Genomic DNA, 24,276 nt, shown 5'->3' on the forward strand with positions numbered 1-24,276 from the left:
GGGGATACAGTTGGTAGAATTCATGCATAATGGGAATCGATTTTCGACTGAGAGTGAGATCCTTGAGCTTGTGAGAGTGATTCCTCAACTTCGAGAGGCTGTGCAGATTGAACATATATCCAAAGGGTATTCCCTGGATCACAAGTTCAAAATTGCTGTTCCAGGCCAAGGGAATGTATTACTGCGAATCTTTCCATACCGAGATATAGATAGTAAACAAAAAGAGGTTCATGTTTTAGAAGCATTGAAGCAAATGGGGGTTCTTTGCTCGACACCGCTTGGCATCGGCAGGATGGATGAAAATAATGGATATATGATTTTGAATTATCTTGAGGGAGAAGACGCTTCCGAGGTATTACCTTCAATGAGTGAGCAACAGCAACATTCCATCGGCTTGCAAGCAGGCGGCGAGTTGAAGCGTATTCATCGATTACCTGTAGAGAAACGGCCCGAATCATGGTATATACGGAAGAGTAAGAAGCATCGGCGTTACGCGGATCAATACAAGGCATGCCCTGTGGTAATGGAGAGAGATCAACCTATTATGAATTTTATTGAGGATCATCTGGCATGGATGAAAGAACGTCCCGATGGTTTTCAGCATGATGACTTCCATCCCGCTAATCTGGTGGTGAACAAGGGCGAACTGGCTGGAGTAATTGATTTTAACCGAGCAGATCAAGGAGATCCTGTGCATGAATTTTTGAAACTGGGTTTGTTTGCTACGGAGGTAAGTACTCCGTATTCCATTGGACAGATACAAGGATACTTTGGCGGATGCGAGCCGGATGAGGGTTTCTGGAACATGTATTCACTGTATATGGCTATGGCACTGGTATCTTCAGTGGTGTGGATTCAGAACGTGAAGCCGGAAGAAACCGATCAGATGATGATGAAGATTGAACAGGTGCGCGAAGATCACGATGATTTCCGTAGGTTGATTCCCAAGTGGTATACTGTGTACAGATAACAGATAGATGGCTTAGATATTCGGTTTCAACCGATGCAGCACTTGTGAAGCAGAAAGGAATTATGCCGTGGCACAACCAGCATCTCTACTGCTTGTTGATGATGAGCAGGATATTATTAAATTGATGGAAATTTATTTTGGCAATGAAGGGTACCGGATTTTTACTGCGAATGACGGAATACAGGCTTTAGAGGTGCTTAAGACGGAGAAGATCGATCTCATTATTCTGGACGTCATGATGCCCAATATGGACGGAATCGAAGCCTGTATGAAAATTCGCGAAGAGCAGAAAATGCCGATTATCATGTTATCAGCAAAAAGTACCGATATCGATAAAATTACGGGTTTAAGCATCGGTGCTGATGATTACTTAACCAAACCGTTCAATCCGCTTGAGCTTGTAGCGAGAGCCAAATCCCAGCTTCGCAGGTATCATACGTTTAATGGGGGCAGGGAAAGCAAGGAGCATGAATGGATCATTGATGATCTGATTATTAATACGGATACACATGAAGTGTGGGTGGATGACAAACCTGTGCATCTTACCCCCCGGGAATTTGCAGTGCTTGAACTGCTCGCAAGGCATCAAGGATCGGTACTTAGTATGGAACAGATTTACCGACAAGTTTGGAAAGAAGACTTCATGGAGTCTAACAACACGGTCATGGTACACATTCGTAAACTTCGTGAGAAGATTGAGCATGACAGTAAACATCCAAAGTTCATTCAGACCGTATGGGGCGTCGGGTACAAGATGATTAAACCGATGTAGGTTATATGTTACAAGCAGGGAGTTTCTACCATGAATTCGAAATGGATTAATACGGTACGCTGGAAGTTTATTTACGCATTTCTGTTAAGTGGTATGTTGACTGCCGTGATATTGTATGGGGCAGGCAAAGTGGGCGAGACAATTCTGGAGAATCAGCGATATCCGAATTACACGATCCCGGGCCAAGTGGTTCGCTGGCTAGTGAATCATATTGGCTCTGTTCCGCTGATGATTGCTGTAGGAATCATCAGTTTTGTGCTGTTTTTCTTTCTGTTCACCCGCAAAGTGATGGTTGTCCTGGATGAGATCACGGCGGGGATTCAGGAAGTTGCCAAAGGAGAACTGTCACATCGGATTAAGGTGAAGACTTCCGATGAGTTTGGTGTGGTTGCGGCGAGTATCAATCAGATGGCTGAACAACTCCAGCGCTCTCTCCAGGAAGAACGGAGTGCAGTTGCAGCCAAAAATGATCTGATTACAGGCATCTCGCATGATTTGAGGACACCCTTAACCTCGATTCTTGGATTTCTGGAGTATATCGAGAAGGATCGGTATCAGGATGAATTAGAAATGCGTTATTACGTCAGTATCGCTTATGAAAAATCTCTGACGTTGCGCAAGCTCATTGATGATTTGTTTGAATATACTCGAGTCAGCGGCGGAAGTCTGCCGTTGTCTTTAAGACCACTGAATCTGACCCCATTCCTTATGCAACTCGCCGAAGAATTCGCACCAATGCTTGAAGAAGCAGGCATGACCTATACGATCGTTGGAGGCCAAGAGCCATTATGGATTCAGGCTGCTCCGGGAGAACTTGTTAGAGCCTATGAAAACTTGTTCAGCAATGCGATTCGATATGGTGCGAAGGGCAAAATAATGGAAATTGGCCTTGTTCTTGATGAGGGAGAAGCAGTGGTACGTATCAGCAATTACGGGGAACCGATCCCCGCTCAGGACTTGCCACATCTGTTTGAACGCTTCTACCGGGTCGATAAATCACGTTCTCGTGATACAGGGGGCACAGGATTGGGACTTGCCATTGCCAAATCCATGATAGAACTGCATCAGGGGCAGATTGCGGCTTATAGCGATCAGGGCAGGACGGATTTTGTTACCCGTTTTCCAGCCATAAAACCGCCCGTCCATACGCCATTGGAAGAGTAGAATGTTTCATATCATACCTCTCCTATTAAGTTTTGGATCTATAAATTAAGAATTTGATAAGAAGTTAACAAAGCTTCTTTAAGAACTATTCGGTATGCTACCTCTATCAATCCGTTTGAAGTATGAGGAGGATACCGAAGATGAGTTCGAGATTTAATACCGTTCGAATGAAATACATCTATATTTGCGGAGCAAGCGCGATTCTCAGCATCGTGCTTCTTTTTGTTATGTACCAGATCATGAGATTAGCTTATCGTTTGTTGTTCCATGAGGCTACCTGGTTTACTCATCTGGTACATTGGTGCATTAATCATGTAGGGAAGAAACCGATCGGGTTGCTTATAGGCGGAGGTTTGTTTCTTTTATTTTTCTGGATTCGTTCCCAGAAAATAAGCGAAGACATGCAAGCCCTTGTGCGGGGAACCCATGAACTTGCTAATGGCCGGAATCCTGCACCAATTCAGGTGTTAAGTGGTGGTGAACTGAGGCAATTGAGTGATCAGATCAATGCGATTGCGGAGCTCGCAGCGAATAAAGATAGCTCTGGAATGAAGGGGAAGTCCGGGGAATCATCATGTTAAATATGAAGATCAAACGTTCGATCTATCGACTGTATGATGTTGCTGTTATTGTAGCGGTTCTACTGGTGCTGCTGTACGTCTATTTGTTTTCGTATGGAAAAATGGTTATGCGTCATCAACCTGAAGTTATGAAGCACGTTTCATCAACCGTCATTCTGGATGAGGCTGGACAAGAGATCATCAGGTTGACGGCACGAAACGGAGGATATATGGCTCATGCCGATCTGCAAGAAATGCCGGACATGTTAAAACAGGCCTTTTTAGTAACCGAGGATCGGCGTTTCTACCGGCATGCGGGTCTGGACGTCATTGGTGTTGGCAGGGCAATGGTAGAAAATATACTACATATGAATTGGAGTCAGGGTGGAAGCACGATCACACAGCAATTGGCTAGAAATCTGTACCTGAACGGCAATAAGAACTTCATTCGTAAAATAAACGAGTTATCCATTGCGATCGAGATGGAAACGAAGTATTCGAAGGACGAAATCCTGGAAATGTATCTGAACCAGATTTACATGGGACGCCAGCAGTATGGGGTCAAGGCAGCGGCCTGGCGTTATTTCGGTGTGGAAGATTTGAAACGATTAAAACTTTGGCAGATCGCAACACTCGCCGGTATTCCCAAGGGGCCGTCTATATACAATCCGGTGGATAACGAGAATCTTTCCAAAGAGCGACGTAGTGTCGTTCTCTCCATGATGCACGAACAGGGAATCATTACGAGCAAACAGATGCAGGAGGCCGCAGCTGTTGAATACCAAGCTCCTCCTCCAAATATGGCGAGCCTGTCAACGGCACATAAGTCTCAAATGGAGAAGCCTTCCTATATATCTGCATTGGATGCAGTCATGCAGGAGGCTTCACTTCTCACCGGCAAGGGTGAAGCCGAGATTCGTTCCGCAGGATGGACCATTCGAACAGGCTTGAATGCAAGTGCACAGCGGGCAATGGAGGAAACATTCGCGGAGCAAGTCTGGTTTCCGGATGACCGAGAAAATCAACAGGTACAGGCCAGTATGGTTATTCTTGATCAACATAACGGCGAAGTGAAAGGAATGATGGGCGGACGAAATCCTGTGAAGGGAGATATGAATCGTGCTTTGAAGGATGCAAGGCAGCCTGGATCGGTATTAAAACCCGTAATTGTCTATGGCCCTGCATTGGAGTCCGGACAATTCGGGACAGCAAGTATGCTGCCTGACCGACCTACGCGTTACGGGAATTACCAGCCGGGCAATGTGGGAGGGAGGTACAGAGGTACGGTATCCTTGTCGGAGGCTCTGCAAAAATCAATCAATGCGCCTGCGGTTTGGTTGCTGCACGAAATCGGGTTGAGACAGGCTAAAGGGTTTGCTCAGCGATTGGGAATTCAATTACAGAATGAAGATATGAATCTGTCCGTTGCCCTTGGGGGGCTTCATCAAGGCGTCTCGCCGCTCAAGATTGCGCAGGCATATGCTGTTTTTGCTAATGAAGGGAGGTTCAATCGTGCACACCTCATCCGCGAAATAACGGATACTCGGGGGCAAGTTATCTATACCCATCGTTCAGAAAACAAACAAGTCATCACGAGGCGAACGGCTCAAGAAATAACGAACATGTTGCAGCTTGTCGTGAGCCAAGGAACAGGAAAGCGTGCCCGGTTGCCTGATGATCATGTCGCTGGTAAAACGGGTACGACACAGGTGGCGCTGTCGAATGCGCCTGAGCGAGCAAATCGCGACATCTGGTTTGCCGGATATACAAGGAACTGGACGGGGGTCGTGTGGATGGGATTTGATTATACAGATGCGAAACATTACTTAAAGTCAGGAAGCGGAACCGCGGCGGAGTTGTTTGGAACGGTGATGAAACGTAGTAAGCAATAAGGGAAAGGGAAAGCTAAGTGAGTAGTCGGGGCTGGGTCTATCAGATCATATTCTCCTTTTTATAACAAAACATACGGATATTAAGTTATAATAGGTTGCTCTTATATTTTTATAAGGAGGGCATCATGAATAGTTCATATGGTAAGCAAGACGAAGAATTAGATATGTTCTCATCCAAAAGCGGCATCCGGCCTGAACTTCCGGGTATTTCGGGTTTGGGAGGCTGGCTGATTTTAATTCAGATTAGTCTTTGGGCTTCACTGGTATTTTTACTCTCGGATATTTCACAGGTTGCGGTGATCATGGATCCAGCACGATGGGAAGGAAGTCGGGGCATCGACCCGCAGCTGTATGCAGAAGTCATAAGGCCGCTTCTGTGGTTTGGATTCATCAGCAGTGTCTTTCTGCTCGTCCTCGTTGTAGTGAATCTAGTTCTGTTATATCGAAGAAAGCGGCTGTTCCCACGCTTGATGATTATACAGTACGTTGTCAATCTGGTGATCGGTGTGGTTACCTGGCTTCTTATTGCTCAAAACGAGGTAGGCAGGGAAGAACATGTGCTGGATGCGACTCCTGCGTTTAACCTAATCATTCGCTCACTGCTGACGTGCTGTATTTTTATCCCGTATTTTCTGAAGTCGGTACGCGTAAAAAATACGTTTATCAAGTAAACGAGATCGAGAATGTTCTCATGATGATTTGATTCAAAACACGAAAAGACCCATAGCCTGCAAGAACGGAGCTAAGTCAAAACTCCAGCTTGCAGACCATGGGCTTTTTTTGCTTGCCAGCAACCTTCCGTTGGGTGGTTTATTTGGAAGCGGACTTGAAGCGACTTGAACGGGAAAGGCTTTGAATCATCTGGTTTAATACCTCGGACAGGACAAGTCCTACAGCGATAGCACCCGATAACATAAGAGCTTTGGCGGCCATCTCCATGGCAGCACTGTAGTCATTTTGTACAAAACTACGCATCGCATTATACGCCAGCCCTCCCGGCACGAGAGGAATGATACCTGCCACGCTAAAAATAATGACAGGTGCCCGGAACATACGAGAAAATAGCTGACTGATGACACCAACAGCAATTGTTGCAGCCAAGGTAGCCGGAACAGCATCTGCTGCATACTCCAGCACAATATAGATAATCCAGCCAATCATACCGACAAATCCACCGTGAAGCAGCATCCGTCTTGGCGCGTTAAAGATAATGCCAAACGCGGCTGAAGCAATGAAGCTGGTTAAAGCTTGTCCTATAAAATGGAGCATTTCTTGCAACCCTCCGTCTTACATCAAAAGTGAAAATACAACAGCAATGCCTGTACCGATGGCAAAAGCAGTCAGAAAAGCCTCGGCGCCCTTAGACAAGCCGGATACGAGATGTCCGGCCATCAAGTCGCGCACGGCATTCGTTATCAGGAGTCCTGGTACCAGCGGCATGACAGAACCGATAATGATTTTGTCCCGCTCAAAGCCTGCACCGACATACACGAGGAAAAAGGCGAGCATGCCGATGACAAAGGAGGCTGTGAGCTCTGCAAAGAATTTAACACGGACCCAGCGGTGAAAAAGAATGACCGCGGCGTAACCGATCCCGCCGCAGAGTAGTGCAGGAAGAAAATCTCCCCAGCCTCCGCCGAACATGATTGTGAAGCAAGCACTGGATAACGCAGCGGCCCCTAGCTGGACAGCATACGAATAACCAGAAGGTTTTCGTTCGATCTCCAGTAGCAGGTCATGGGCTTCCTGAACGGTTAGTTGCCCTTGTCCGATGCGACGTGAGACTGCGTTGACTTCAGATACTTTATCGAGATCCGTTGTGCGCTCCGAGATGCGAATCAGCTTCGCGGGTTCCGTGGCATCCACCGAGAAAAAGATGCCCGTGGGCACCACATAACTATGTGAATGTGGCAGCCCCAATGCAGCGGCCATCCGCTTCATCGTATCTTCAACGCGGTACGTTTCACCGCCGCTTTGCAGCATGATTTTCCCAGCAAGCAGACAGATGGCGATGACTTGGGATTGCTCAGACGGTTCAGTCACAGGGTGTTGACTTTTGTTACGCATCTCCAATTCGGATTCAACAGGAGAAGAGGGGTCATGACGTATGTATTCCAACCGGATCAAACTCCGTTTCATATGAAATAAGACAAGGTTCCGACACCATTGTATCATATTTCACACGCGCACAAGCAATCCCGGCACATGGAATAAAAAAGCTTCGCCCAATCCTCGAAAGGAAAGAGACGAAGCCCTTTTGGCTTACATTAACAAGGTGATGACGAGCAATTCATACAGCACCAGCGGTAGAATCGTTGGACCAAACAAAGCACGCGGTTCAGGGTAACCATGCATGGGTGTCACTTGAAGGTACAGAATTCCGCGGTCTGCACTAATAATGACTCCTTCCCAGACCTGGCCATCGATGTTCTGAACTTGCACTTTCTTGCCAATATGCTGACGAGCCGTATGATGCAACATGTTCCGCACATTTTGCACGGATTGCAGCATCGGTTGATTGGCCTGATATACAACACGAGTGGTTGGTGTGGATGGTGATTCTGACATGATGCACAACCCTTCCTCGAAATAAAATCCTTCTTACTTCAAGGTATGCATCTGCCTACAAAAGGTGATTACACATATGACATGTGCAGAGTTCCACGGCCGCTTTCATAACTGACCTGACCCAGTGCGCCATTAACAAATGTCATCTGTGGCGGAATGTGACCCAAGTCTACATCATACAGCACAGGCACGTTCAGATCGCCAAGCGCAGAAGAGAGGGCATCGGTAAACGTAAAATCGGCTGTGTCCGAATAACCGGCAGGTCGTCCAAATAGGAAACCATTCGCGCCAGCAAACCAGCCGGCTTGTCTCATCTGCCATAGGCGGCGATAAATATCACTTGCTTGCATCTCACAGCTTTCCAGATACCAGATGGTTCCCTCTTCCGCACAGTAATCCTGCACAAAGGCTTCTACTGGTGCAAACGGAGTACCGATCAGGCACGTAATCGTGTCCATGCATCCTCCAATTAATCGCCCAGCGAAGCGGGTAGAGGTATTCGTATTTTCAGCAACGCCAAGCTGCTTCCAGTGAGATGGGGTATCCAGATTAAAGCCGGCTAGCTCCATGTTCCATTCGGATTGATAATGGGTGGAGGATACTTGTAAGATCTTTTCGTCAGTTCTCGTCTGTAGCACATCAAGCCAGCGAGCCGTAACCGGATCTAGCTCATTTGACCGAAGATCAACATAATTTGTGCCATGAGCTGAGGCTGATCCCGTTAACAACGTGTAGGCAAACAAGAATGTACTGATATCCGAGTAGCCGAGCACCCATTTGGGCGGTGACTTCTTCATGGCTTCCCAGTCCAGCAGCGGCAAAATATCCATTAGAAACTCTCCGCCCCACGGAGGAATGACAGCCTGTATCCCGGGATCAAGCATAAATGCGTTCAGTTCTGACGCGCGAGATTCTTTGGAAGCACTCACACATTTGGAATTGTTACGCAGGGAAATACTTTCCTTAATGTTGAAGCCGAGACGCTCCATATGGTGTTTGCTGTCTTCCAAATGACGATGCATAGACTCGCCTACACCACTGGACGGCGCGGCTACACCAATCGTATCGCCCTTCACGAGTGGCTGCGGATAACGGATGGAATGCAGGTTCATCTTATAACACACCTTTCCTACTTGAGCTGACGTTGCTCATGAAATGACTTCATAATATTCCTATCATTATATAGAAAAGTTTGGCAAAAGACAGCCTTTTGTTGATTATGCATCAAGGGTTTACAGGGATTTCGAGTGAAAAGGGTGACTTTACTTTTGACGGATAGGTAGCAATTTTTATCTGAAGTTCGCCCTGTACCTTTGCACCATTTTCGATTGTGATGGATACCGTGGTGTGATCCTGATCTTTTCCATATCCCGGACTCCAGCTTGAACCAGGGGTTTCATAGGTTTTACCTGAACGATCTTTCACTTTGCTGAAACCGAGCACGAAACTATTTTCCATGCTGTCAGGAACAGAGAAGTCAACAATGAGGTCTTTTCCTTCCACTTTGCTGTCAAGCATCTGAAGCCCGGAAGGGCCGCCCTTGATCTCGCGTGTTTTCAGGTCGAGGCTGAAATCAAGCTCCTTTTTATCAAGACTCGAGAATCCGGAGCCTTGTAAGGTCAGCTTTTTAGGTTTGGAGAAATACATGCTTTCAAAATAAATGGAGCGTGTATCTTCCCCGACGGAGGTATCGGTTCTCCAGGCACGTCCTTGCTCATCCACGAGTTGCAGATCGCTGAGACCAAAGATTTTTTTGGTGTTGTTTGGGTCCATCTGTACGTCAAGCACCAACCGGGTTGGATACATGATCGCCTGTTTTACCTGGATACGTTGTCCATCGACGACTAAGGTTTCGTTAACAGGGATAACCTTCTTCATGCCTTTGGTTAAATTTTTATCGACGGGCATCGTTACTTTCCACACCCCCGGATTGGCTTTGTCTCTCGATTTGAATACCACCGTTAACACATCCGGAGGGGGGGATTGGTCGGTAAAAATAACATCAATATAGTTTTCATACACTGGATCAACTGAGTCAAAGTAGATTGTAGAATAGCCAAAACCAACAGGCAAATCTTTACCGTTTCCGTCAAGTAAATCGATGTCATAGTCGAATTTTTCTTTATTTTTTATGCCTTTCATCTTATAAAAAATAACCATACGTGAGTCGTCTGTAATAATGCCCTCCACGGTTAAGGAACCCCCGTCATGCTCGTCGGTGATCCCGACTTTTTGCAACAGGGACTGATCAATCGCCATCATCAATCCTTTGTCTTGCCGGATCAGATTGACGACGCCTTCCATTCCAGGCAGTTGCTCGACAAAGGACGCAAAGGCAGGGGATACCCGAATACAGCCAGTGAACAATAAAATCAGGGCTGCTGCGGAGATGGAGCTGGTCAGCCAGCGTAATCTGGTTTTTCGTTTACGGGAAGCTTGTTGAATCCCGGCCTGTACAGCTCGGGAAGTTGCTGTATCCGGTACGGGCATCGTATCGTATTCGGCTTTGCGTGCTTGAAGACGTGTCTCCAAAGCTTCGAACGGATTTTGTTCGTCGGTCATGATAAGAGCTCTCCTTTCGGTTCAAGTTGATCCCGGAGCTTGCCAAGCGCGCGGTGCAGTCGTGATTTGACCGTGCCTGCCGGAATTTCGAGAATGTCAGCGACTTCAGTTAACGAGAAACCTTCGAAATAACTCAGAATAATAATTTGTTTGTATTCCGGTTCAAGTGCAGCTACCGCAGCGGCAAGATCCGGATCTTCGGGATGATCCCAGCGGCCGGATTCACGGATCTCGGTTACGGGACTGAACCGGATTTTGCGTTTGCGTTCATCTGCACAGTAGTTCAGAAGGATGCGGATGAGCCATGTACTGAAATAGGTAGGTTCTTTCAGCTTTTTGAGTTTGCGGTATGCGCGGTAGGTTGCTTCCTGTATGGCTTCCAGTGCATCGCCCTCATTATGCAGATACGCATAGGCGATCCGGTACAGGCGGCTCTGATGCATCTCCATTAAGGCTGCAAACGCTGCAGCATCCCCTTTTTGTGCAGCTCGCGTAAGTTCGGTAGGGGTCACAAGGCTCCTCCTTTGCTTATGTTGTTTCGTATTAGACAGAGAAAGTTGCCGAACGGTTCTTGTTTTTTTGAAAAAAATGTTGTGCATGTTGATCTTCAGAAAGTTCAATGCATTATACAGCAAAAACCGTCAGCCCTCCCACGAGCTTTACGGCCCCAAGAAGATTCTGACGGTTACAAGTATGACCCCGAATAGCCTTTTAGGTACAGTACCGAGTCACAAGTGTAGCATGAGTCCCAAGTATAGTACGGATTCACATCGTTATAGCGGCTTATATCTATCCCACTTAGGATAGCTTCGCCATCGCTTGCTCCAGACGAGCAGTGACAGAGGTATGACCACGTTGCTTCGCAATGTCTTGCGCGATTTCGCCGGATGTGTTAGGTGCTTTGACATCGGCTCTATATTCAAGCAACAAGTCTATAATGGCTGTCTGATCGGTATGAAAGGCAGCCGTGTGAAGGGCTTGCTGTCCGTCACTGTCAAGGATGCTCGTGGATGCGCCATGTTCCAGCAATAGCTTAATCACTTCCACTGAACGCTCTCCGGCCAGTGCGGCGTGTAGGGCTGTGTTGCAGGGAATGAAGGAGATAAGGGAATGAGAGATCGCATTCACATCCGCACCGTGTTCAATAAGGGCATGTACGCTCTCCGTGCTTCCAAAATGTGCGGCATATCCGAGGGGCGTCAATCCATCCTTGTTTTCCGTGTTGGCCATTTCTGGTTGTACGGCAAGAAGGAACTTTATTTTTTCCACATCATTCTGCTGTGCAGCTTCAAATAACTGTTCCAATGGTTCTAGCTGCTCTGTATTCTGATCTGTGTCTTTCATCTGTGAACCTCCTCTTTCGTATCTGTACACACAGGGAATATGGCATAAGCTCGTTTGGAGCTAACTTCATGATAGATCGTTCACACGGGCGGTGCTTCTCGAAAATCACCTTTTTATGCGATGCTGTGCAGGGGAGTGTTTAAATCGTCTGGAGAAAAGGGAGCTGAACGAGCCAAGGCTCTCAAAACCGACGTTGTAACAGATTTCTGTAACAGGGAGATCCGAATTGGATAACAACTGACAGGCAGCCTGAAGTCTGCGTTCCGTCAAAAATTGATGTGGCGATATGCCGAATACCTTTTTATAACTGCGAAGAAAATGATTTACGGACAGATGCGCGGCTGAGGCAGTTTCCGCAAGCGTGATAGGTTTATTATAGTAGGCTGTCATGTACTCGTGTGCGATATAGATTCTTCGATATATCTCGTTTCGGGTTGAAGATTTCACCATATCCAGGCTGTCGATTTCCGACCGAATATCCCGGTGCAAAACAAGCATATGCACGCCCAGTTGATACAGTTGTTCCTCTAGCCCCCATACATCTACGGCCTGAGAGGCATAGGAGGAGCGCAATCGCTCAAGCGCAACTCCTAGTTGATCGGTCATGGGATATGTTCGTTCCATCCGGTCAAGTGTACCAAGGGAAGATGTGGCATAAGGCTCATCCAAGAGATAGCGGTTACTTCCTGAGATATTCCGACCGATCTCTTCCACCAGACCCGAAGGGAAGAAGATGCAAAACGATTCAACAGGAACAGGTGAATCAATATGTAGCTGATATTCCTGTCCTTCGTTCAAAAGCAAATATCTGTCCTGATCGACTGCAAAATGTCCATGACCCGCTTCGTATAATGATGTTCCGTAACGGAACGTTTTCAGGGAAAGGGCACCTTGACCTTTCCAGTCAAACCGGGATCTTGACTCATGTAGTATGAAAGGAACGGTGCGTTGCGTTAACGTATTTCCCGTATAGGTGTTCATTGTGAGATGTCGGTATCATGTTTCTGTGTATATTGCTGCTTCGCTGCTTTCAATGCCGGGATGGCAAAGCTGGCGAGTGGGGAAGGCAGCGCATGGAGCGGGAACCAACCGATATCACCGATCGCTCCGCCTTCTTCCGGATTACGAGCAACCCCTTCGATTACTCTTGTGGCGTAAAGAAGAGTAATTGAATGTTCCTGATGCTTGGGATAAATCGTCTCGGCAGTGCCAAGTAAGCTCTCAATGACAATATCCAGATGCACTTCTTTCTTTATCTCACGTTCTACCGCGATTCTCAACGTTTCATACGCATCCACTGTTCCGCCGGGAATACTCCAAGTGTGCTGTTCGGGCGCACGATTACGCCAAACCAAGAGCACTTCATTTCGTTCATTAAGGATCACTGCACCTACGCCGATCCGGGGAGTGGCCTCGACCGCCATGCTACCAACAGTAGTAGAGCCTGCCGAAGGGGAAACACTTGCACTACCCGAACTAGACCCTGGCTGAAACGAAACGGGATATCCAGTCTGAGCAGACCAATCCATTGCCAGAATGCTCATCGAGATCAGATCGTACTGTGTACCATCTCGAAGAACAGCAGCACGATGCCGGCCTTCCTCGCGGAATCCGGCCTTGAGATATGCCCGTATTGCGGCTTCGTTGTATTCAATCACGTCAAGAGCAATCCGATTCAGGTTCAATTCATGGAATGCATATCGCAAAATCAACGCAAGAGCGTCACTGCCATAACCTTTGCCACGATCTCGTTCTTCACCAATGCCGATAGCTAGTTGTGCGGAGCGGTTATTCCATTCCAATCGATAGATGGCAACAAATCCGAGAAAACGATTGTCTTCCAACGTGCGAAGGGCAAATTCAAAATCTTGACCGTTCCGAACGGATGAAGATCCGGTCTCATCGGATGTTTGTGGCGTCACAATATCTGTATCCATGTTGCGCATATATTCGTAGTTTTGTGTAAAATGTGCGATTTGCACGCGGTCTTCGGGACAGGGTGCCGTGAGTCTGACTTTAGAGCCTTGAAACGCATTATATTGACGAGTCATGTTGCACCTCTTTTTATTTATTCGCTTATCCCATTATACTACAGCCCTAATAAATACCGAACTTCCAGTGTGGATTAAGAGGCATGGAGATGAAAGAGGGGGGAAGGTTTGTGGTAGTAAAAGAAGCTGCTGCCTGTGAAATACAAGGTAGCAGCTTCTATAAGGAGTCATAGTGGACTTTACACGGAACACTTAAGGAGATTCATTGTAACCTTGTCTAACCGCATTTTTATCATTATCATCATCAAGTCTAAAGCTTGTACCCAATCCTACAGCATCACCAGCTGTTAAAAGAGTAGGCAAGTTAAAAAGTTCTTTCCCTGTAAATCCGTAGTTATAGTTACCAAACCATTCAGAAGTTCTTAACTCAGTACCGTTTTTAACTCTTGCAGTCCATAATTTTCTGGCTGGGTAATAATAAGGAACTGACTTATAATCCCACACGCCGCCTGGTTGAACTTTTGCCACCCACATGCCTACTGTAGCGGTGTATGCATCGCGAGCGTTTACCCAAATGCTACTATTTAAACTATCGTAATAGTTCTTTACAGTGTTTCTATTTTGATTGGCCATATAATATGCGTTTAAATATGGAGGGGTATCTGGATCACTCATAATCGAGATCACAGAATCATTAGAAACACTATTCATTTGATCTACTTTGGTAACACTTTCGATAATTTCTTCTTGAGTACCTACTTGGAGCTCAAAATTTTCGTCAAATTTAATCGCATCTCCAGTCGCTAAGATGACATCGTTTGATCCATCTAAACTTTTTATGTACTGATTCAGTAGATTCGGTTCAACTACAGGAGCAATTGCATTCGTGTTAACCGAAATGGTTCCATCTGGATTTAGAGAAGCGTAACCGTGCTCAACCACATATTGGTGTACACCCTTTAAGGAATTTAAATCACCTTCAGTCGTTGGCGGAGAACTCGGATTAACGCTTGCAGACGCTACACTTGAAATTACCAGAGCTGATAGGGAAACAATGGAGAGAATCTTACCAAAAAATTTCAAAGTATTTAACCTCCTAAATTGTAATATAATTCTATATTAATAGGTTAATAAAGGAAAGTAAACCCTATTATAGATTTTAATCTAGTATTTATCTTGAACAATCTATAATTGTTTTATATTATATCAAAAAGGGAAACAATGTGGGAGTGAGACTATGAATCGTATAAATAAAATAATATTATGTAGTATTCCAAGTGCTATTTTTCTATATTTATTCTACCTACCACAACTAAACTATTACCGGATCACAAGATTAACGGGTTGGTCAAATAACACAATGTCACTTTTAATAAGTGTTATTAGTATTTTGCTTTTGGTTTCATTTGTGGTGTTGTTCTATTTCATAACGAAAAGAATGTTACATAATGAAAAATTTAAATATATTCCAACGGTCTCATGGATTCCGTTCTATATTGTTCTTATTATCATTAATAATTTTACGATTCCTATTACAGTATCGGGGGACAGACCTTCCCCAGGAACAGGTATATTACTTATATTATCTTATGTTTTATTGCCTATCATTCTGGCTTTCATTATCGGTGTTTCTACCTCTTACAAAAAAAAGTGATATGCTTGATCTTATAAAATAACTTGTGAATTTTTATTATTAAAATCGAGCCGAGGGTCGAAAGGACAGGACATTTCTATACAAAAAAACAGCCACAAGAGCTGTGAAGTTACCCCGTAAAGTTAGACAGATTACATCTTTAAGCAACTTGCTGGGCATGAATCCGGTAGCGTACCGGACTCATGCCTTTTAGTTTTCCTTAATGCGTTTGTTGTTGTAATAATCGATGTATTTGGATAGTTCTTGTTCAAAATGTGAGATATTTTCAAACTATTTTAAATACAAGAACTCAGATTTCATGATGCCAAAGAAGTTCTCCATGACGGCGTTATCGTAACAGTTCCCTTTACGGGACATACTTTGCCTGATGCCACGTTTTTCAAGGGCATGACGATAGGGTCTCATCTGGTAGTGCGAGCCCTGATCCGAATAAAGGAGTTTATCTTCTGTTGTTAAACTGCAAAATGCTTGATCTGACATCGTGGAAACAAGCGAGTAGACCGGTCTTGAACCCTCGTATATGTAATAATTTCTCCGTTATACAAATCAAGTATGGGAGATAAATATAGTTTTTCTCCGAACAATTTAAACTCTGTAATGTCCGTAACCCACTTCTCGTTTGGCCTTTCAGCGTGGAAATTGCGTTTTAATAGGTTCGGTGCAACCTTGCCAATTGTCCCTTTATACGAACGATATTTCTTCATACGTACCAATCCTTTTAATCCCAATACGTTCATCAAACGCTGTACCTGTTTATGATTCACACGGTGTCCACGATTGGTTAACTCATCGTGAATACAACGATAACCATAACGTCCCTCATGCTCCTTATAAATCGCTTGTATCATGTCTTTTAGCTCTAAATCCTTGTCTACCGTACCCAACGCTTTTACGACGTAATAATACGTGCGACGAGGGATATCTGCTAGCTGTAGAAGTGCTTTCACCGAAAATTCGTTCCTTAGTTCATAGACTACTTGCGCTTTGTCTTGTTTGGTGATTTTTCCTTGTTTCAAACTAAGGCATTCAACTTCTTTAAATAAGCATTCTCCATTTTCAAACGTTCTACCTCTGCTTGTAAAGCCTCTATAGATCCTTCTACCAGCGTTTGATCCTTCTGTGCTTTAGATCCTTTTTTCATGGGATGAGCGCCCCTTTTTCTTTGGTTGAAGGGCGTCTATCCCTTGTAATTCCAGGCTTTTTTTGCCAACTTAAAAGAGTACTATGGCTTTAGGAATATTAAATATAGCAGCCGTTTCTCTAACAGACGTCCCAAATTCGTTCATATAATGAAATACGTCTAGTTTAATCTGAGTAGGATATGATGTATAGCCTATAGCACTTTATAAAAGCTTTTTCACCGTGAGGCTCATATTGTTTAATCCAGTTTGAAAAGACAGAACGGTGAATCCCGATCGATTTTGCAATGCTTTTCAAGCTTTCTGATCCCTTTTCATCCGAACTGAATTTAGTCATAAAAAAACTGCACCTACAATTGGTAGTTTTGTCTAACAATTGGGGTGCAGTTCACTGCTAGTATAAGCTTTTTATTTTAAATCATTCAATAAATTTTTCATTTTTTTGTAATGTCCGCTGACTCGGTCAGCCATGTAGTTATACAAGAGTTGATTCTCGGAAAGCATAGCCATCTCCCGGTCAATATCTACATTGTTGTTGTTATTGTTCATGGCTGTTTCGTTGTTCTGCATCACCCGGTACTGAACGACGGAGGCATTTGGATCGCTGACGGGAAAATGTTTCTCATGTGTCCGCTGCATCCTGAGCTGTCCGGATTGACCGTTCTCGATGATACGTCTAAGCTCGTCTTGAAACTCAACGGTTGTCTTTTTGTAGTTGGGTGTGTCTGCGTTAGCGATATTGTTCGTAATCGCTGCATGTCGTGCGTTTAAGGCTTGCAAAAGGGATTCATTACGTCTGGTCGTATTCGTTTCGATCATACCCTGTTCCTCCTTCATCGCATCCGAGTGCAGTTCTCTCTATTTTAAGAAATTCGCCCACACACTGTCAATCTGTTCAAAGTAACATATGGCGGTGGACTCATAGTTACGGCTGAAATAAACAACAATAAAGACAAGTATATGACCCAAACATCTGCTTCTGTGAAGGAAGTCAGCAGGATCAGAATCACTTGTCTTTATTTATGATCATATCATTTCTGATTGGTTGGTCATTCCAGATGGCTCTGTCCAATTAGGAAGAACGGTCTATATTTTTGCCGTAATAAATTTCGTCCATCTCCAGCTTAAGCCATTCGGTAATCTCCTGTTGTTCCGCTTTGCTTAGCTTGTCCTTGGTGTACCCGAACAGATAATTATCCAGATCGAATTCCTTCAGCTTGCATTTGGTGTGGAAAATGTTCTCCTGATAGACGTTCACGTCAATCATATCAAAGCCGCTTTTGATCTCGTCCGGAATATAATTCTGGATCGAACTGATCTCATGGTCAATAAACAGCTTGCGTCCGCTCGTATCCCTCGTAAAACCGCGCACGCGATAATCCATAATCATAATGTCCGTATCAAACGAATGAATCAGGTAATTCAATGCTTTTAGCGGTGAAATCTCACCACAGGTCGATACATCGATATCGGCACGGAAGGTGCTGATGCCTTCGCTGGGGTGGAATTCGGGATAGGTGTGTACGGTAATATGGCTTTTGTCCAGCTGCATGACCACGTTATCGGGCAGGGGACCAGGCGATTCATCGAAGGATTCCTCGGGAATCTCAACGATCGGGCCTTCCGATACCAGCATGGTTACACTCGCGCCCTGCGGCACGTAATCCTGCTGAGCGACATTCAGCACGTGTGCGCCGATGATGTCCGATACATTTTTCAAAATATGAGTCAGCCGGTCTGCGTTATATTGTTCATCAATATATTCAATGTAAGCCTCACGTTCTTCTTTGGTCTTGGTGTAACAGATATCGTACATATTGAAACTGAGTGACTTGGTCAGGTTGTTGAACCCGTGCAGCTGGATGCGCTGCTCTGGCGTTAAAGTCATGGTTGCAGTTCCCCTTTATCCCATACGACATAAAAATCGCAGTTTTAATACTACTTATACCCAACCTTGCCCGAAAAAAAACATGAGTTTCCCATGGGTGGCAAGCGGACGCACTCCTTGAGTTCAACTTCAGCATCGATTAACACAGTCTGAGTTATAACTTCTCACGGGTCGCACAGTGTAGTCTGAAAACAGGTCGAGTCTCAAAACACGGAGTCCAGTAAGAAAGCAAAAAAATACTGCACAGCAATTTGCCGTACAGCTTCTAAAGTTAGAAGGGGATGTCCCCATCATAAGAAAAATCATTCATCCGTTCTTCCTCCGCGACAGATTGAATATCCTCGGAAGTGACCGTAATGATGGGATAATGCTCGTTTTGTTGTTTTTTGATTGCCTTTTCTTTCACAAAACGCGGGCTACCTTCGCCGGCATCTTCATCATATACGAGCAGTAGACCATCGCTTTTGCGCAGCAGCAGATCGTCCCGTGCAGTGAACTGCCACGGCCCGATGTATGGCTGTTTGCTAATCGCACCATAATAGTCTACCCCAGCCAGAATGGAACGGTAGTACTCCTGCTTGTCTTCTTTCCATTGTTCCTCCGGGTTCTGAAAAGCAGTAATGATCGACAGTTTCAGATGTGGATATAACTGTTTTAATTCAAGAACAACCTCGCAGGCCCACAGATCGACACCGTATTGACCTGGGGTAAGCACCCATTCCAAGCCATCCTCCACAAGAGGTGTAAGGCGGGAGGCGATGGCTTTTTTAATGTAAGGGATGCCCTCATGCTTCTGACCAAAAATCTGTAGTTCATGTGCGCGGTAACCGGTAATGAACAGGTTTTGCAAAACGTGATAACCTCCTTGCAGACGGACAATGTACCCGTGAGGTTCGGTCTCCTAATCGGTTGTCCGACTTCGTATGAGCACGTTATTGTGCAGGTGTAGACTCTCCGCGGAACGGATACAGGAATGGCTTCGGAATATCCGTTTCGAATGTCATCAGTTTGCCTGTCGTTGGATGAATAAATGACAACACCCGTGCATGGAGTCCCAGACGTCCGAGATCTCTTGTACGTGCGCCATATTTACGATCCCCGGCAATCGGATGTCCCAGATCTTCCATATGCACACGTATCTGATTTTTACGACCTGTCTCCAGACGTACTTCCAGCAGGGAGAACTCACGGTTCGACTTCAGCCGTTTATAATGCGTCACCGCATGTTGCCCGTCGTTTGGACGGGAACTGGAGTACATCTTGAGCGTTTTGGTTTCCTTCAGCCAAGAGGAGATCGTACCTTCTTCTTGTGCTACCGCGCCTTCAACCAGTGCGACATAAACACGGTCTTGTACATTTTCTTTCCAGTTGTTTTGCAGCTGCTGCTGCACCTCTTCACTTTTGGCAAACATCATCACACCCGAGGTGTCCCGATCCAGGCGATGTACGATGAAAATCCGATTCAGTTCGTTGGTACGACGCACATGTGACATCAGCTGGCGATAAGCCGTCAGATCGTCGCTTTTGTCAGCCGCGATGGAGAGTAGTCCGGCTTCCTTGCGAATCACAATGATGTCGTCGTCTTCATGCAAAATGTTAATACCCGTCAGGGAAGGAGCGGCTACAGCACCTTCTTTGCTGATGGATACGGTCTGTCCGGGTAGCAGAGGTTCGTTAAACTTCGTCACAACTTTCTCATCGATCGATACTTGTCCGCGTCCCAAAATGGACTTCACCGCATTGCGTCCTGACTTCACATGCTTCAGCAGGAAATTCAGCAGTTCATCCGGTTCGGTTACCTTGTACTGACGTGGCGGTTCGGACTTGCGATAATATGCATTGCCTGGACGCTTGGATGCGGTAGCCGGTTTGGCCGGTTTGCTTCCTTTGCCACCGTTTTTTGCAGGCGCCACGGATGAATGGGAAGCTGAAACCTTACTCGTATCCTCTCCCGAACGAGGTGGATTCGGTTTGGATGAAGAAGTGTTGGAACGGCCGGAACGCGGCTTGGAAGAGCCTCCGTATGATTTTCCTTTGGCGGATGTACCGTTGCTTGCGCGTTTACGTTTATTCATGAATGACAATCTCCTTCTGAACAGCTTGTACCCTTTGTGTGCATACGATCCGTTCATTTCGTTATGCAGTTCAATATACCATTAACCGCGCGGAATTAAAAATAGGTTCATCAAATCTGCAGACCATCCAATCCGAAGAGTTGTCAGATTCATAGAATATGATATCCCATAGCATTGGAGGTGTTACTTCATGGGCGTGTTTCTCGATATGAGAACCTCGGAGAACTCGGGATACGTAGGGGCACCGGGATTACCTTTGTCCGAATCCCCTGAACCTTTCGGTGTAATCGGTCTTCAAACCCAGGGGGTCATTAATCCGATCATTACCTTCAACGGCACGGTGGGTGTTACGGGAGAACTGGGCGATACGTTTGTTGTAGAGATTGTGCGTGGTTTTGTGTATGATCCGTTCTTTATCATCTATCGCGCAGAAGGTACGGTCGGGCAAAATGGCGGTGCCGAGTTCCATTCGTTCACAGCTCAGGACTTGACTGCACCACCAGCGCTTGAAAATGTATATACGTCGTTCATCTCCGGTGTATCCACAGCTGTGCGAACCGGACCGGAGATGTTCTACGGTATTGCCGCGACCAACTAAAGGAAAACGGGATAGACTTTAGAGAGATGTTAGAGAGACTTTAGAGAAAGAATAGGGTAAGTTCGCTCGCTTGCGATCCACTTGATGTAATGTCATTCATGCTTAATGTCATTCAATCTTATAGTAACGTTTGTTGTACCCGTTTCAGCTACATGGCAATCAAGATATAATTCAAAATCCCCGCCTCGTTAGGCGGGGATTTTGAATTTGAGATAAAGCAGAATTGTAAGAGTATTGATTTATACGAGAGAGATTTGAAGAAAAATGACCTGCAAGGAGAAAGAAATAGAAAGAAGCAGAGATACAAGCGGCGCTATCGATCATGGGTATGAAGAAAAACGGAAAACAGTAGATGGAGCTTAGTTGGCGCGCCCTTTCAAAATCATGTTATTGGCTTTGCCGAAATCGATAGCGACTTTACCTGCCAGCGCTGCTGTTCGTTCTGCAAGTATGACGGCGTTAACCCCGCAAGAGAACAGAGCAACATCAAAGTCTTCCTGATGCGTTTGAATCCATTGCAAGGTCTCATCCATCTGATCATAGTTGTCAAAAGCCAGTGTACTTACGATGTCGAGGTGATAAGGCTCCTTAACGAGTGCGGCTTGTAACTCATCCAGTTCACGCGTCACGAGCAACACACGTTTGCCAGCAAGCATCTGCCAAAACCGAGGTACTTGCACAAGTTCACGATTCACACAAGCATGGCAGGTCAGCGCAGGCGCGATGCCGTAGTGAGCAAAGATCATATCGGTCAGCGGCCGCTTAAGGTAATCCGGAGCCTTGATGGTGCTGTCTCCACGTGGAAGGACGCCCACAATGGTGGCTCTTTTCAACGAAGCAGCGACCTCGTCCCGCATCTTCAGGTTGGGAAGCCGCAGCCCCTTTTGTCCGAGATTAGCTTTGATTGCCCAGCGCTCTTGGAGTACCTGCTCCATAGGCCATACGGATTCTTGCGACATCACGATATTTTCACCATCCCCCACACGCACCAGTGAGAATGGACGCTTCTCTTGCAAAGCAGCTTCAAGCTGATCCAGCACGTCTTGCATTTCTAGATAAGTAGAATTCATTCCGAATGCCTGCCCCCTTTGAAAATCAAGCTCCTCTATTCTATGTCGCGAGAGAAACCGTGATCTGTGCGTTCGACCTCCAAGAGATAACTTGGGGTGTATATCAATCTATTTATAAGAAAATCAGTACATATGTCGGTGCCGGATTGTTCGGGAGTTCATACGTTATACAGTGCTGGCATTTAAGAGAATTGAAGTGTAGGCGATCAGCGCGAGGAACGAGTTTCGTAGATACGAGATTTCATTCTAAAAAAAACTATGAAAACGTCTGTACTCGCCATATAGGCTTACAGCGTTCATGAGGAGGAAGGGTATGTCCAGGAAAGTTGTGATTGAGATTAACTTCAATAACTACGGGTTAGATCCGCAGCGGCTGACCCGCGAATGGCTGGAGCGCCGTATGACCATTTTTCGCACATTTACATTGCATTGTCTCAAGGCTCAGACCAATCAAGATTTCTTGACAGTGGTGAAGCTTTCGAAGGAATCCGGTGAGCTGATGCAGGAGATTTTGGCGAGCCAGGAGCCGCTGCCTTCGAATATTCGTTTTGGAACCCATATCGAGAGTGTACGTGCGATTCTGGAGTTTGCCAAAGACGTAGAAAACATCTATATTGCCCGTTTGGATTCGGACGATCTGTATCACAAAACATTTGTGCAGCAGCTCTATGATGTACAGCCTCAGCCAGAAACGATGGCGTTGATTAACCAGAATGGTTATCTGTGGGACAGTGTGAACAACGAGATGGCCCCGGCGTTTCATCGCTCACCGCAATTTTATGTCTATCTCTACAAAACAGCGGAATATGCCGCAGGTTATCGGGTCAAACTTCCCGGCCGAGGCACGCATGGCAATGTGATCGACTTGCCGCACGAGCTGCTTGCACCGCGAAATTACGTCAACATTGTACATTCCAGCAATACGTCCGTCAAAAAGGTACCGCCTAAAGACCGGCTTAGCCGTGAAGAAATGGCTGAGGTGTTACGCGAATTTATGATCTGAACAGGAGGGATTCATCCATGATTCAAGGACAAACGATTCTGGTCACCGGAGGAACTGGCTCCTGGGGTCAGAAGCTAACGGAGGTACTGCTCGCGAAGAATCCGGCGGAGATTCGGTTGCTTTCCCGGAACGAGTATGCTCAGATCGCGATGCAGCGGGAGTTCAACCATGATCCGCGTCTGCGTTTTATCATTGGAGATATTCGGGATTACCGGGCAGTGGAGGAAGCGTGCCAAGGCGTAGATGTGCTCTTTCATCTGGCCGCGCTGAAGCATGTTCCGGTCTGTGAGGATCAGCCGGATGAAGCATTTAAAACAAATGTGATTGGAACTCAGAATATTATTCGGGCGGCCATCCGTATGGGGATTCCAAAAGTCATTGACGTATCCACCGACAAGGCGGTCGATCCGATTAACGTATATGGCATGACCAAAGCGCTGGGCGAAAAAATGATGATTCGTGCCAACTGGCTGAGCGAGAACACCCGGTTTGTATGTATCCGCGGCGGCAACGTTCTGGGCACAAGCGGCAGTGTTGTACCTTTGTTCCGCAGACAGATTGATGAAGGCAAAAGCCTGACCATTACGGATGAAGGCATGACTCGCTTTTTCCTGACCCGTACGGAGGCTATTCATTTATTGCTCAAAGCAGCGGAAGCGGCGGTGGGCGGAGAGACCTTCGTCATGAAAATGAAAGCTTGCAATATGACCGAACTGGCTTCTGTCATGCTGGAACAGGCAGGTCGCCCGTCAGGCGATTACAAAGTGACAGGCATCCGTCCCGGAGAGAAGCTGCACGAAGTGCTGATCTCGCCATTTGAAGCACCGCGTACTCGCCAGTACGATGCGCAGTATTATGTCATTTTGCCGGAGCATGCCGATCAAGGGCTTACGAATCATTATGATCATCTGCCGCGTGTGAAATTTGATCAGTATCGCTCTGACAGTGAAATGATGAACAAACCGGCGATTGCTGCGTTTTTGCGTGCAGGAGGATATATCGACTAACGGAAGGGAGGCGGAACGT

At 46.0% G+C, this 24,276-nt stretch carries 24 protein-coding genes and 1 pseudogene; 9 read left to right on the forward strand and 16 right to left on the reverse strand.

Annotated features, from left to right (window positions below; genetic code table 11):
• The first annotated feature begins 10 nt into the window (after positions 1-10).
• From Q9R46_RS02710 to Q9R46_RS02735, 6 genes are all read left to right on the forward strand, one after another.
• A complete protein-coding gene (locus Q9R46_RS02710) occupies positions 11-970 on the forward strand; it encodes a phosphotransferase family protein (RefSeq protein ID WP_311278857.1) in 960 nt (319 codons plus the stop codon).
• Between the two features lie 67 nt (positions 971-1,037).
• Positions 1,038-1,742, forward strand: a complete 705-nt coding sequence (locus tag Q9R46_RS02715) for a response regulator transcription factor (protein ID WP_311278858.1) — start codon at positions 1,038-1,040, stop codon at positions 1,740-1,742.
• A gap of 30 nt (positions 1,743-1,772) precedes the next feature.
• Positions 1,773-2,906, forward strand: coding sequence for a sensor histidine kinase (locus Q9R46_RS02720; RefSeq protein WP_311278859.1), 1,134 nt, complete (start codon positions 1,773-1,775; stop codon positions 2,904-2,906).
• A gap of 140 nt (positions 2,907-3,046) precedes the next feature.
• Positions 3,047-3,487, forward strand: a complete 441-nt coding sequence (locus tag Q9R46_RS02725; RefSeq protein ID WP_311278860.1) for a HAMP domain-containing protein — start codon at positions 3,047-3,049, stop codon at positions 3,485-3,487.
• On the forward strand, positions 3,481-5,358 hold the full coding sequence (locus Q9R46_RS02730) for a transglycosylase domain-containing protein (RefSeq protein WP_311278861.1): 1,878 nt from the start codon (positions 3,481-3,483) through the stop codon (positions 5,356-5,358). The genes Q9R46_RS02725 and Q9R46_RS02730 overlap by 7 nt, the downstream gene beginning before the upstream one ends.
• Positions 5,359-5,483: 125 nt before the next feature.
• Positions 5,484-6,029 carry a DUF2569 family protein gene (locus Q9R46_RS02735; protein WP_311278862.1) on the forward strand — a complete coding sequence of 182 codons (546 nt, stop codon included), beginning with the start codon at positions 5,484-5,486 and terminating at the stop codon, positions 6,027-6,029.
• 139 nt (positions 6,030-6,168) lie between these two features.
• On the opposite strand, the gene Q9R46_RS02740 is transcribed toward Q9R46_RS02735, so the two are convergent.
• From Q9R46_RS02740 to Q9R46_RS02810, 15 genes and pseudogenes are all read right to left on the reverse strand, one after another.
• A complete protein-coding gene (locus tag Q9R46_RS02740; RefSeq protein ID WP_145328497.1) occupies positions 6,169-6,627 on the reverse strand; it encodes a threonine/serine exporter family protein in 459 nt (152 codons plus the stop codon).
• 18 nt (positions 6,628-6,645) lie between these two features.
• Positions 6,646-7,425: a threonine/serine exporter family protein gene (locus Q9R46_RS02745; RefSeq protein WP_311280935.1), complete on the reverse strand. Its 780-nt coding sequence runs from the start codon at positions 7,423-7,425 to the stop codon at positions 6,646-6,648.
• A gap of 195 nt (positions 7,426-7,620) precedes the next feature.
• Positions 7,621-7,926 (reverse strand): hypothetical protein, encoded by a 306-nt coding sequence (locus Q9R46_RS02750; RefSeq protein WP_145328501.1) that lies wholly within the window; start codon positions 7,924-7,926, stop codon positions 7,621-7,623.
• A gap of 68 nt (positions 7,927-7,994) precedes the next feature.
• The gene (locus Q9R46_RS02755) at positions 7,995-9,038 is read right to left on the reverse strand and encodes a S66 family peptidase (RefSeq protein ID WP_311278863.1); all 1,044 of its coding nucleotides are present in this window, start codon (positions 9,036-9,038) and stop codon (positions 7,995-7,997) included.
• 112 nt (positions 9,039-9,150) lie between these two features.
• Positions 9,151-10,488 carry a DUF4179 domain-containing protein gene (locus Q9R46_RS02760; RefSeq protein WP_311278864.1) on the reverse strand — a complete coding sequence of 446 codons (1,338 nt, stop codon included), beginning with the start codon at positions 10,486-10,488 and terminating at the stop codon, positions 9,151-9,153.
• Complete coding sequence (locus Q9R46_RS02765) at positions 10,485-11,000, reverse strand: sigma-70 family RNA polymerase sigma factor (protein WP_260989749.1); 516 nt, start codon at positions 10,998-11,000, stop codon at positions 10,485-10,487. The genes Q9R46_RS02760 and Q9R46_RS02765 overlap by 4 nt, the downstream gene beginning before the upstream one ends.
• A 286-nt stretch (positions 11,001-11,286) precedes the next feature.
• Positions 11,287-11,832 carry an ankyrin repeat domain-containing protein gene (locus Q9R46_RS02770; protein WP_145328510.1) on the reverse strand — a complete coding sequence of 182 codons (546 nt, stop codon included), beginning with the start codon at positions 11,830-11,832 and terminating at the stop codon, positions 11,287-11,289.
• A gap of 105 nt (positions 11,833-11,937) precedes the next feature.
• The gene (locus Q9R46_RS02775; protein ID WP_311278865.1) at positions 11,938-12,813 is read right to left on the reverse strand and encodes a helix-turn-helix transcriptional regulator; all 876 of its coding nucleotides are present in this window, start codon (positions 12,811-12,813) and stop codon (positions 11,938-11,940) included.
• Positions 12,810-13,883 carry a GNAT family N-acetyltransferase gene (locus tag Q9R46_RS02780; protein WP_311278866.1) on the reverse strand — a complete coding sequence of 358 codons (1,074 nt, stop codon included), beginning with the start codon at positions 13,881-13,883 and terminating at the stop codon, positions 12,810-12,812. Before Q9R46_RS02780 ends, Q9R46_RS02775 begins: the two co-directional genes overlap by 4 nt.
• A 192-nt stretch (positions 13,884-14,075) precedes the next feature.
• On the reverse strand, positions 14,076-14,906 hold the full coding sequence (locus Q9R46_RS02785) for a polymorphic toxin type 44 domain-containing protein (protein ID WP_145328514.1): 831 nt from the start codon (positions 14,904-14,906) through the stop codon (positions 14,076-14,078).
• A 710-nt stretch (positions 14,907-15,616) separates the two neighbouring features.
• A pseudogene (locus Q9R46_RS02790) lies at positions 15,617-16,953 on the reverse strand (IS3 family transposase).
• A 71-nt stretch (positions 16,954-17,024) separates the two neighbouring features.
• Complete coding sequence (gene flgB / locus Q9R46_RS02795) at positions 17,025-17,435, reverse strand: flagellar basal body rod protein FlgB (RefSeq protein WP_311278867.1); 411 nt, start codon at positions 17,433-17,435, stop codon at positions 17,025-17,027.
• 253 nt (positions 17,436-17,688) lie between these two features.
• Positions 17,689-18,504 carry an adenosylmethionine decarboxylase gene (gene speD / locus Q9R46_RS02800; protein ID WP_090917942.1) on the reverse strand — a complete coding sequence of 272 codons (816 nt, stop codon included), beginning with the start codon at positions 18,502-18,504 and terminating at the stop codon, positions 17,689-17,691.
• Between the two features lie 271 nt (positions 18,505-18,775).
• Positions 18,776-19,354 carry an SLOG family protein gene (locus Q9R46_RS02805; RefSeq protein ID WP_311278868.1) on the reverse strand — a complete coding sequence of 193 codons (579 nt, stop codon included), beginning with the start codon at positions 19,352-19,354 and terminating at the stop codon, positions 18,776-18,778.
• Positions 19,355-19,436: 82 nt separating this feature from the next.
• On the reverse strand, positions 19,437-20,579 hold the full coding sequence (locus tag Q9R46_RS02810; protein WP_311278869.1) for an RluA family pseudouridine synthase: 1,143 nt from the start codon (positions 20,577-20,579) through the stop codon (positions 19,437-19,439).
• Positions 20,580-20,769: 190 nt separating this feature from the next.
• Here Q9R46_RS02810 and Q9R46_RS02815 point away from each other — a divergent pair, with 190 nt between their 5' ends.
• Complete coding sequence (locus Q9R46_RS02815; RefSeq protein ID WP_145328520.1) at positions 20,770-21,177, forward strand: hypothetical protein; 408 nt, start codon at positions 20,770-20,772, stop codon at positions 21,175-21,177.
• Positions 21,178-21,536: 359 nt separating this feature from the next.
• Here Q9R46_RS02815 and Q9R46_RS02820 read toward each other — a convergent pair whose 3' ends face one another.
• Positions 21,537-22,247: a GT-D fold domain-containing glycosyltransferase gene (locus Q9R46_RS02820; RefSeq protein ID WP_311278870.1), complete on the reverse strand. Its 711-nt coding sequence runs from the start codon at positions 22,245-22,247 to the stop codon at positions 21,537-21,539.
• Between the two features lie 313 nt (positions 22,248-22,560).
• Between Q9R46_RS02820 and Q9R46_RS02825 the strand changes: the two genes are divergently transcribed.
• Together Q9R46_RS02825 and Q9R46_RS02830 are read left to right on the forward strand one after the other, a co-directional pair.
• Complete coding sequence (locus Q9R46_RS02825; RefSeq protein ID WP_145328524.1) at positions 22,561-23,250, forward strand: glycosyltransferase; 690 nt, start codon at positions 22,561-22,563, stop codon at positions 23,248-23,250.
• A gap of 17 nt (positions 23,251-23,267) precedes the next feature.
• Positions 23,268-24,257, forward strand: a complete 990-nt coding sequence (locus Q9R46_RS02830) for an SDR family NAD(P)-dependent oxidoreductase (protein ID WP_311278871.1) — start codon at positions 23,268-23,270, stop codon at positions 24,255-24,257.
• Positions 24,258-24,276: the final 19 nt, after the last annotated feature.

The sequence above is a fragment of the Paenibacillus sp. RRE4 genome, from assembly GCF_031844205.1.
Classification (GTDB): Bacteria; Bacillota; Bacilli; order Paenibacillales; family Paenibacillaceae; genus Paenibacillus; species Paenibacillus xylanexedens_B.

Coding starts and splice junctions, on each gene's coding strand:
- Q9R46_RS02730 (WP_311278861.1), top strand. CDS start 3,481: ATGTTAAATATGAAGATCAAACGTTCGATCTATCGACTGTATGATGTT.
- Q9R46_RS02720 (WP_311278859.1), top strand. CDS start 1,773: ATGAATTCGAAATGGATTAATACGGTACGCTGGAAGTTTATTTACGCA.
- Q9R46_RS02760 (WP_311278864.1), bottom strand. CDS start 10,488: ATGACCGACGAACAAAATCCGTTCGAAGCTTTGGAGACACGTCTTCAA.
- Q9R46_RS02820 (WP_311278870.1), bottom strand. CDS start 22,247: ATGAATTCTACTTATCTAGAAATGCAAGACGTGCTGGATCAGCTTGAA.
- flgB (WP_311278867.1), bottom strand. CDS start 17,435: ATGATCGAAACGAATACGACCAGACGTAATGAATCCCTTTTGCAAGCC.
- Q9R46_RS02725 (WP_311278860.1), top strand. CDS start 3,047: ATGAGTTCGAGATTTAATACCGTTCGAATGAAATACATCTATATTTGC.
- Q9R46_RS02745 (WP_311280935.1), bottom strand. CDS start 7,425: ATGCGTAACAAAAGTCAACACCCTGTGACTGAACCGTCTGAGCAATCC.
- Q9R46_RS02775 (WP_311278865.1), bottom strand. CDS start 12,813: ATGAACACCTATACGGGAAATACGTTAACGCAACGCACCGTTCCTTTC.
- Q9R46_RS02735 (WP_311278862.1), top strand. CDS start 5,484: ATGAATAGTTCATATGGTAAGCAAGACGAAGAATTAGATATGTTCTCA.
- Q9R46_RS02815 (WP_145328520.1), top strand. CDS start 20,770: ATGGGCGTGTTTCTCGATATGAGAACCTCGGAGAACTCGGGATACGTA.
- Q9R46_RS02770 (WP_145328510.1), bottom strand. CDS start 11,832: ATGAAAGACACAGATCAGAATACAGAGCAGCTAGAACCATTGGAACAG.
- Q9R46_RS02810 (WP_311278869.1), bottom strand. CDS start 20,579: ATGAATAAACGTAAACGCGCAAGCAACGGTACATCCGCCAAAGGAAAA.
- speD (WP_090917942.1), bottom strand. CDS start 18,504: ATGACTTTAACGCCAGAGCAGCGCATCCAGCTGCACGGGTTCAACAAC.
- Q9R46_RS02825 (WP_145328524.1), top strand. CDS start 22,561: ATGTCCAGGAAAGTTGTGATTGAGATTAACTTCAATAACTACGGGTTA.
- Q9R46_RS02780 (WP_311278866.1), bottom strand. CDS start 13,883: ATGACTCGTCAATATAATGCGTTTCAAGGCTCTAAAGTCAGACTCACG.
- Q9R46_RS02830 (WP_311278871.1), top strand. CDS start 23,268: ATGATTCAAGGACAAACGATTCTGGTCACCGGAGGAACTGGCTCCTGG.
- Q9R46_RS02755 (WP_311278863.1), bottom strand. CDS start 9,038: ATGAACCTGCATTCCATCCGTTATCCGCAGCCACTCGTGAAGGGCGAT.
- Q9R46_RS02740 (WP_145328497.1), bottom strand. CDS start 6,627: ATGCTCCATTTTATAGGACAAGCTTTAACCAGCTTCATTGCTTCAGCC.
- Q9R46_RS02750 (WP_145328501.1), bottom strand. CDS start 7,926: ATGTCAGAATCACCATCCACACCAACCACTCGTGTTGTATATCAGGCC.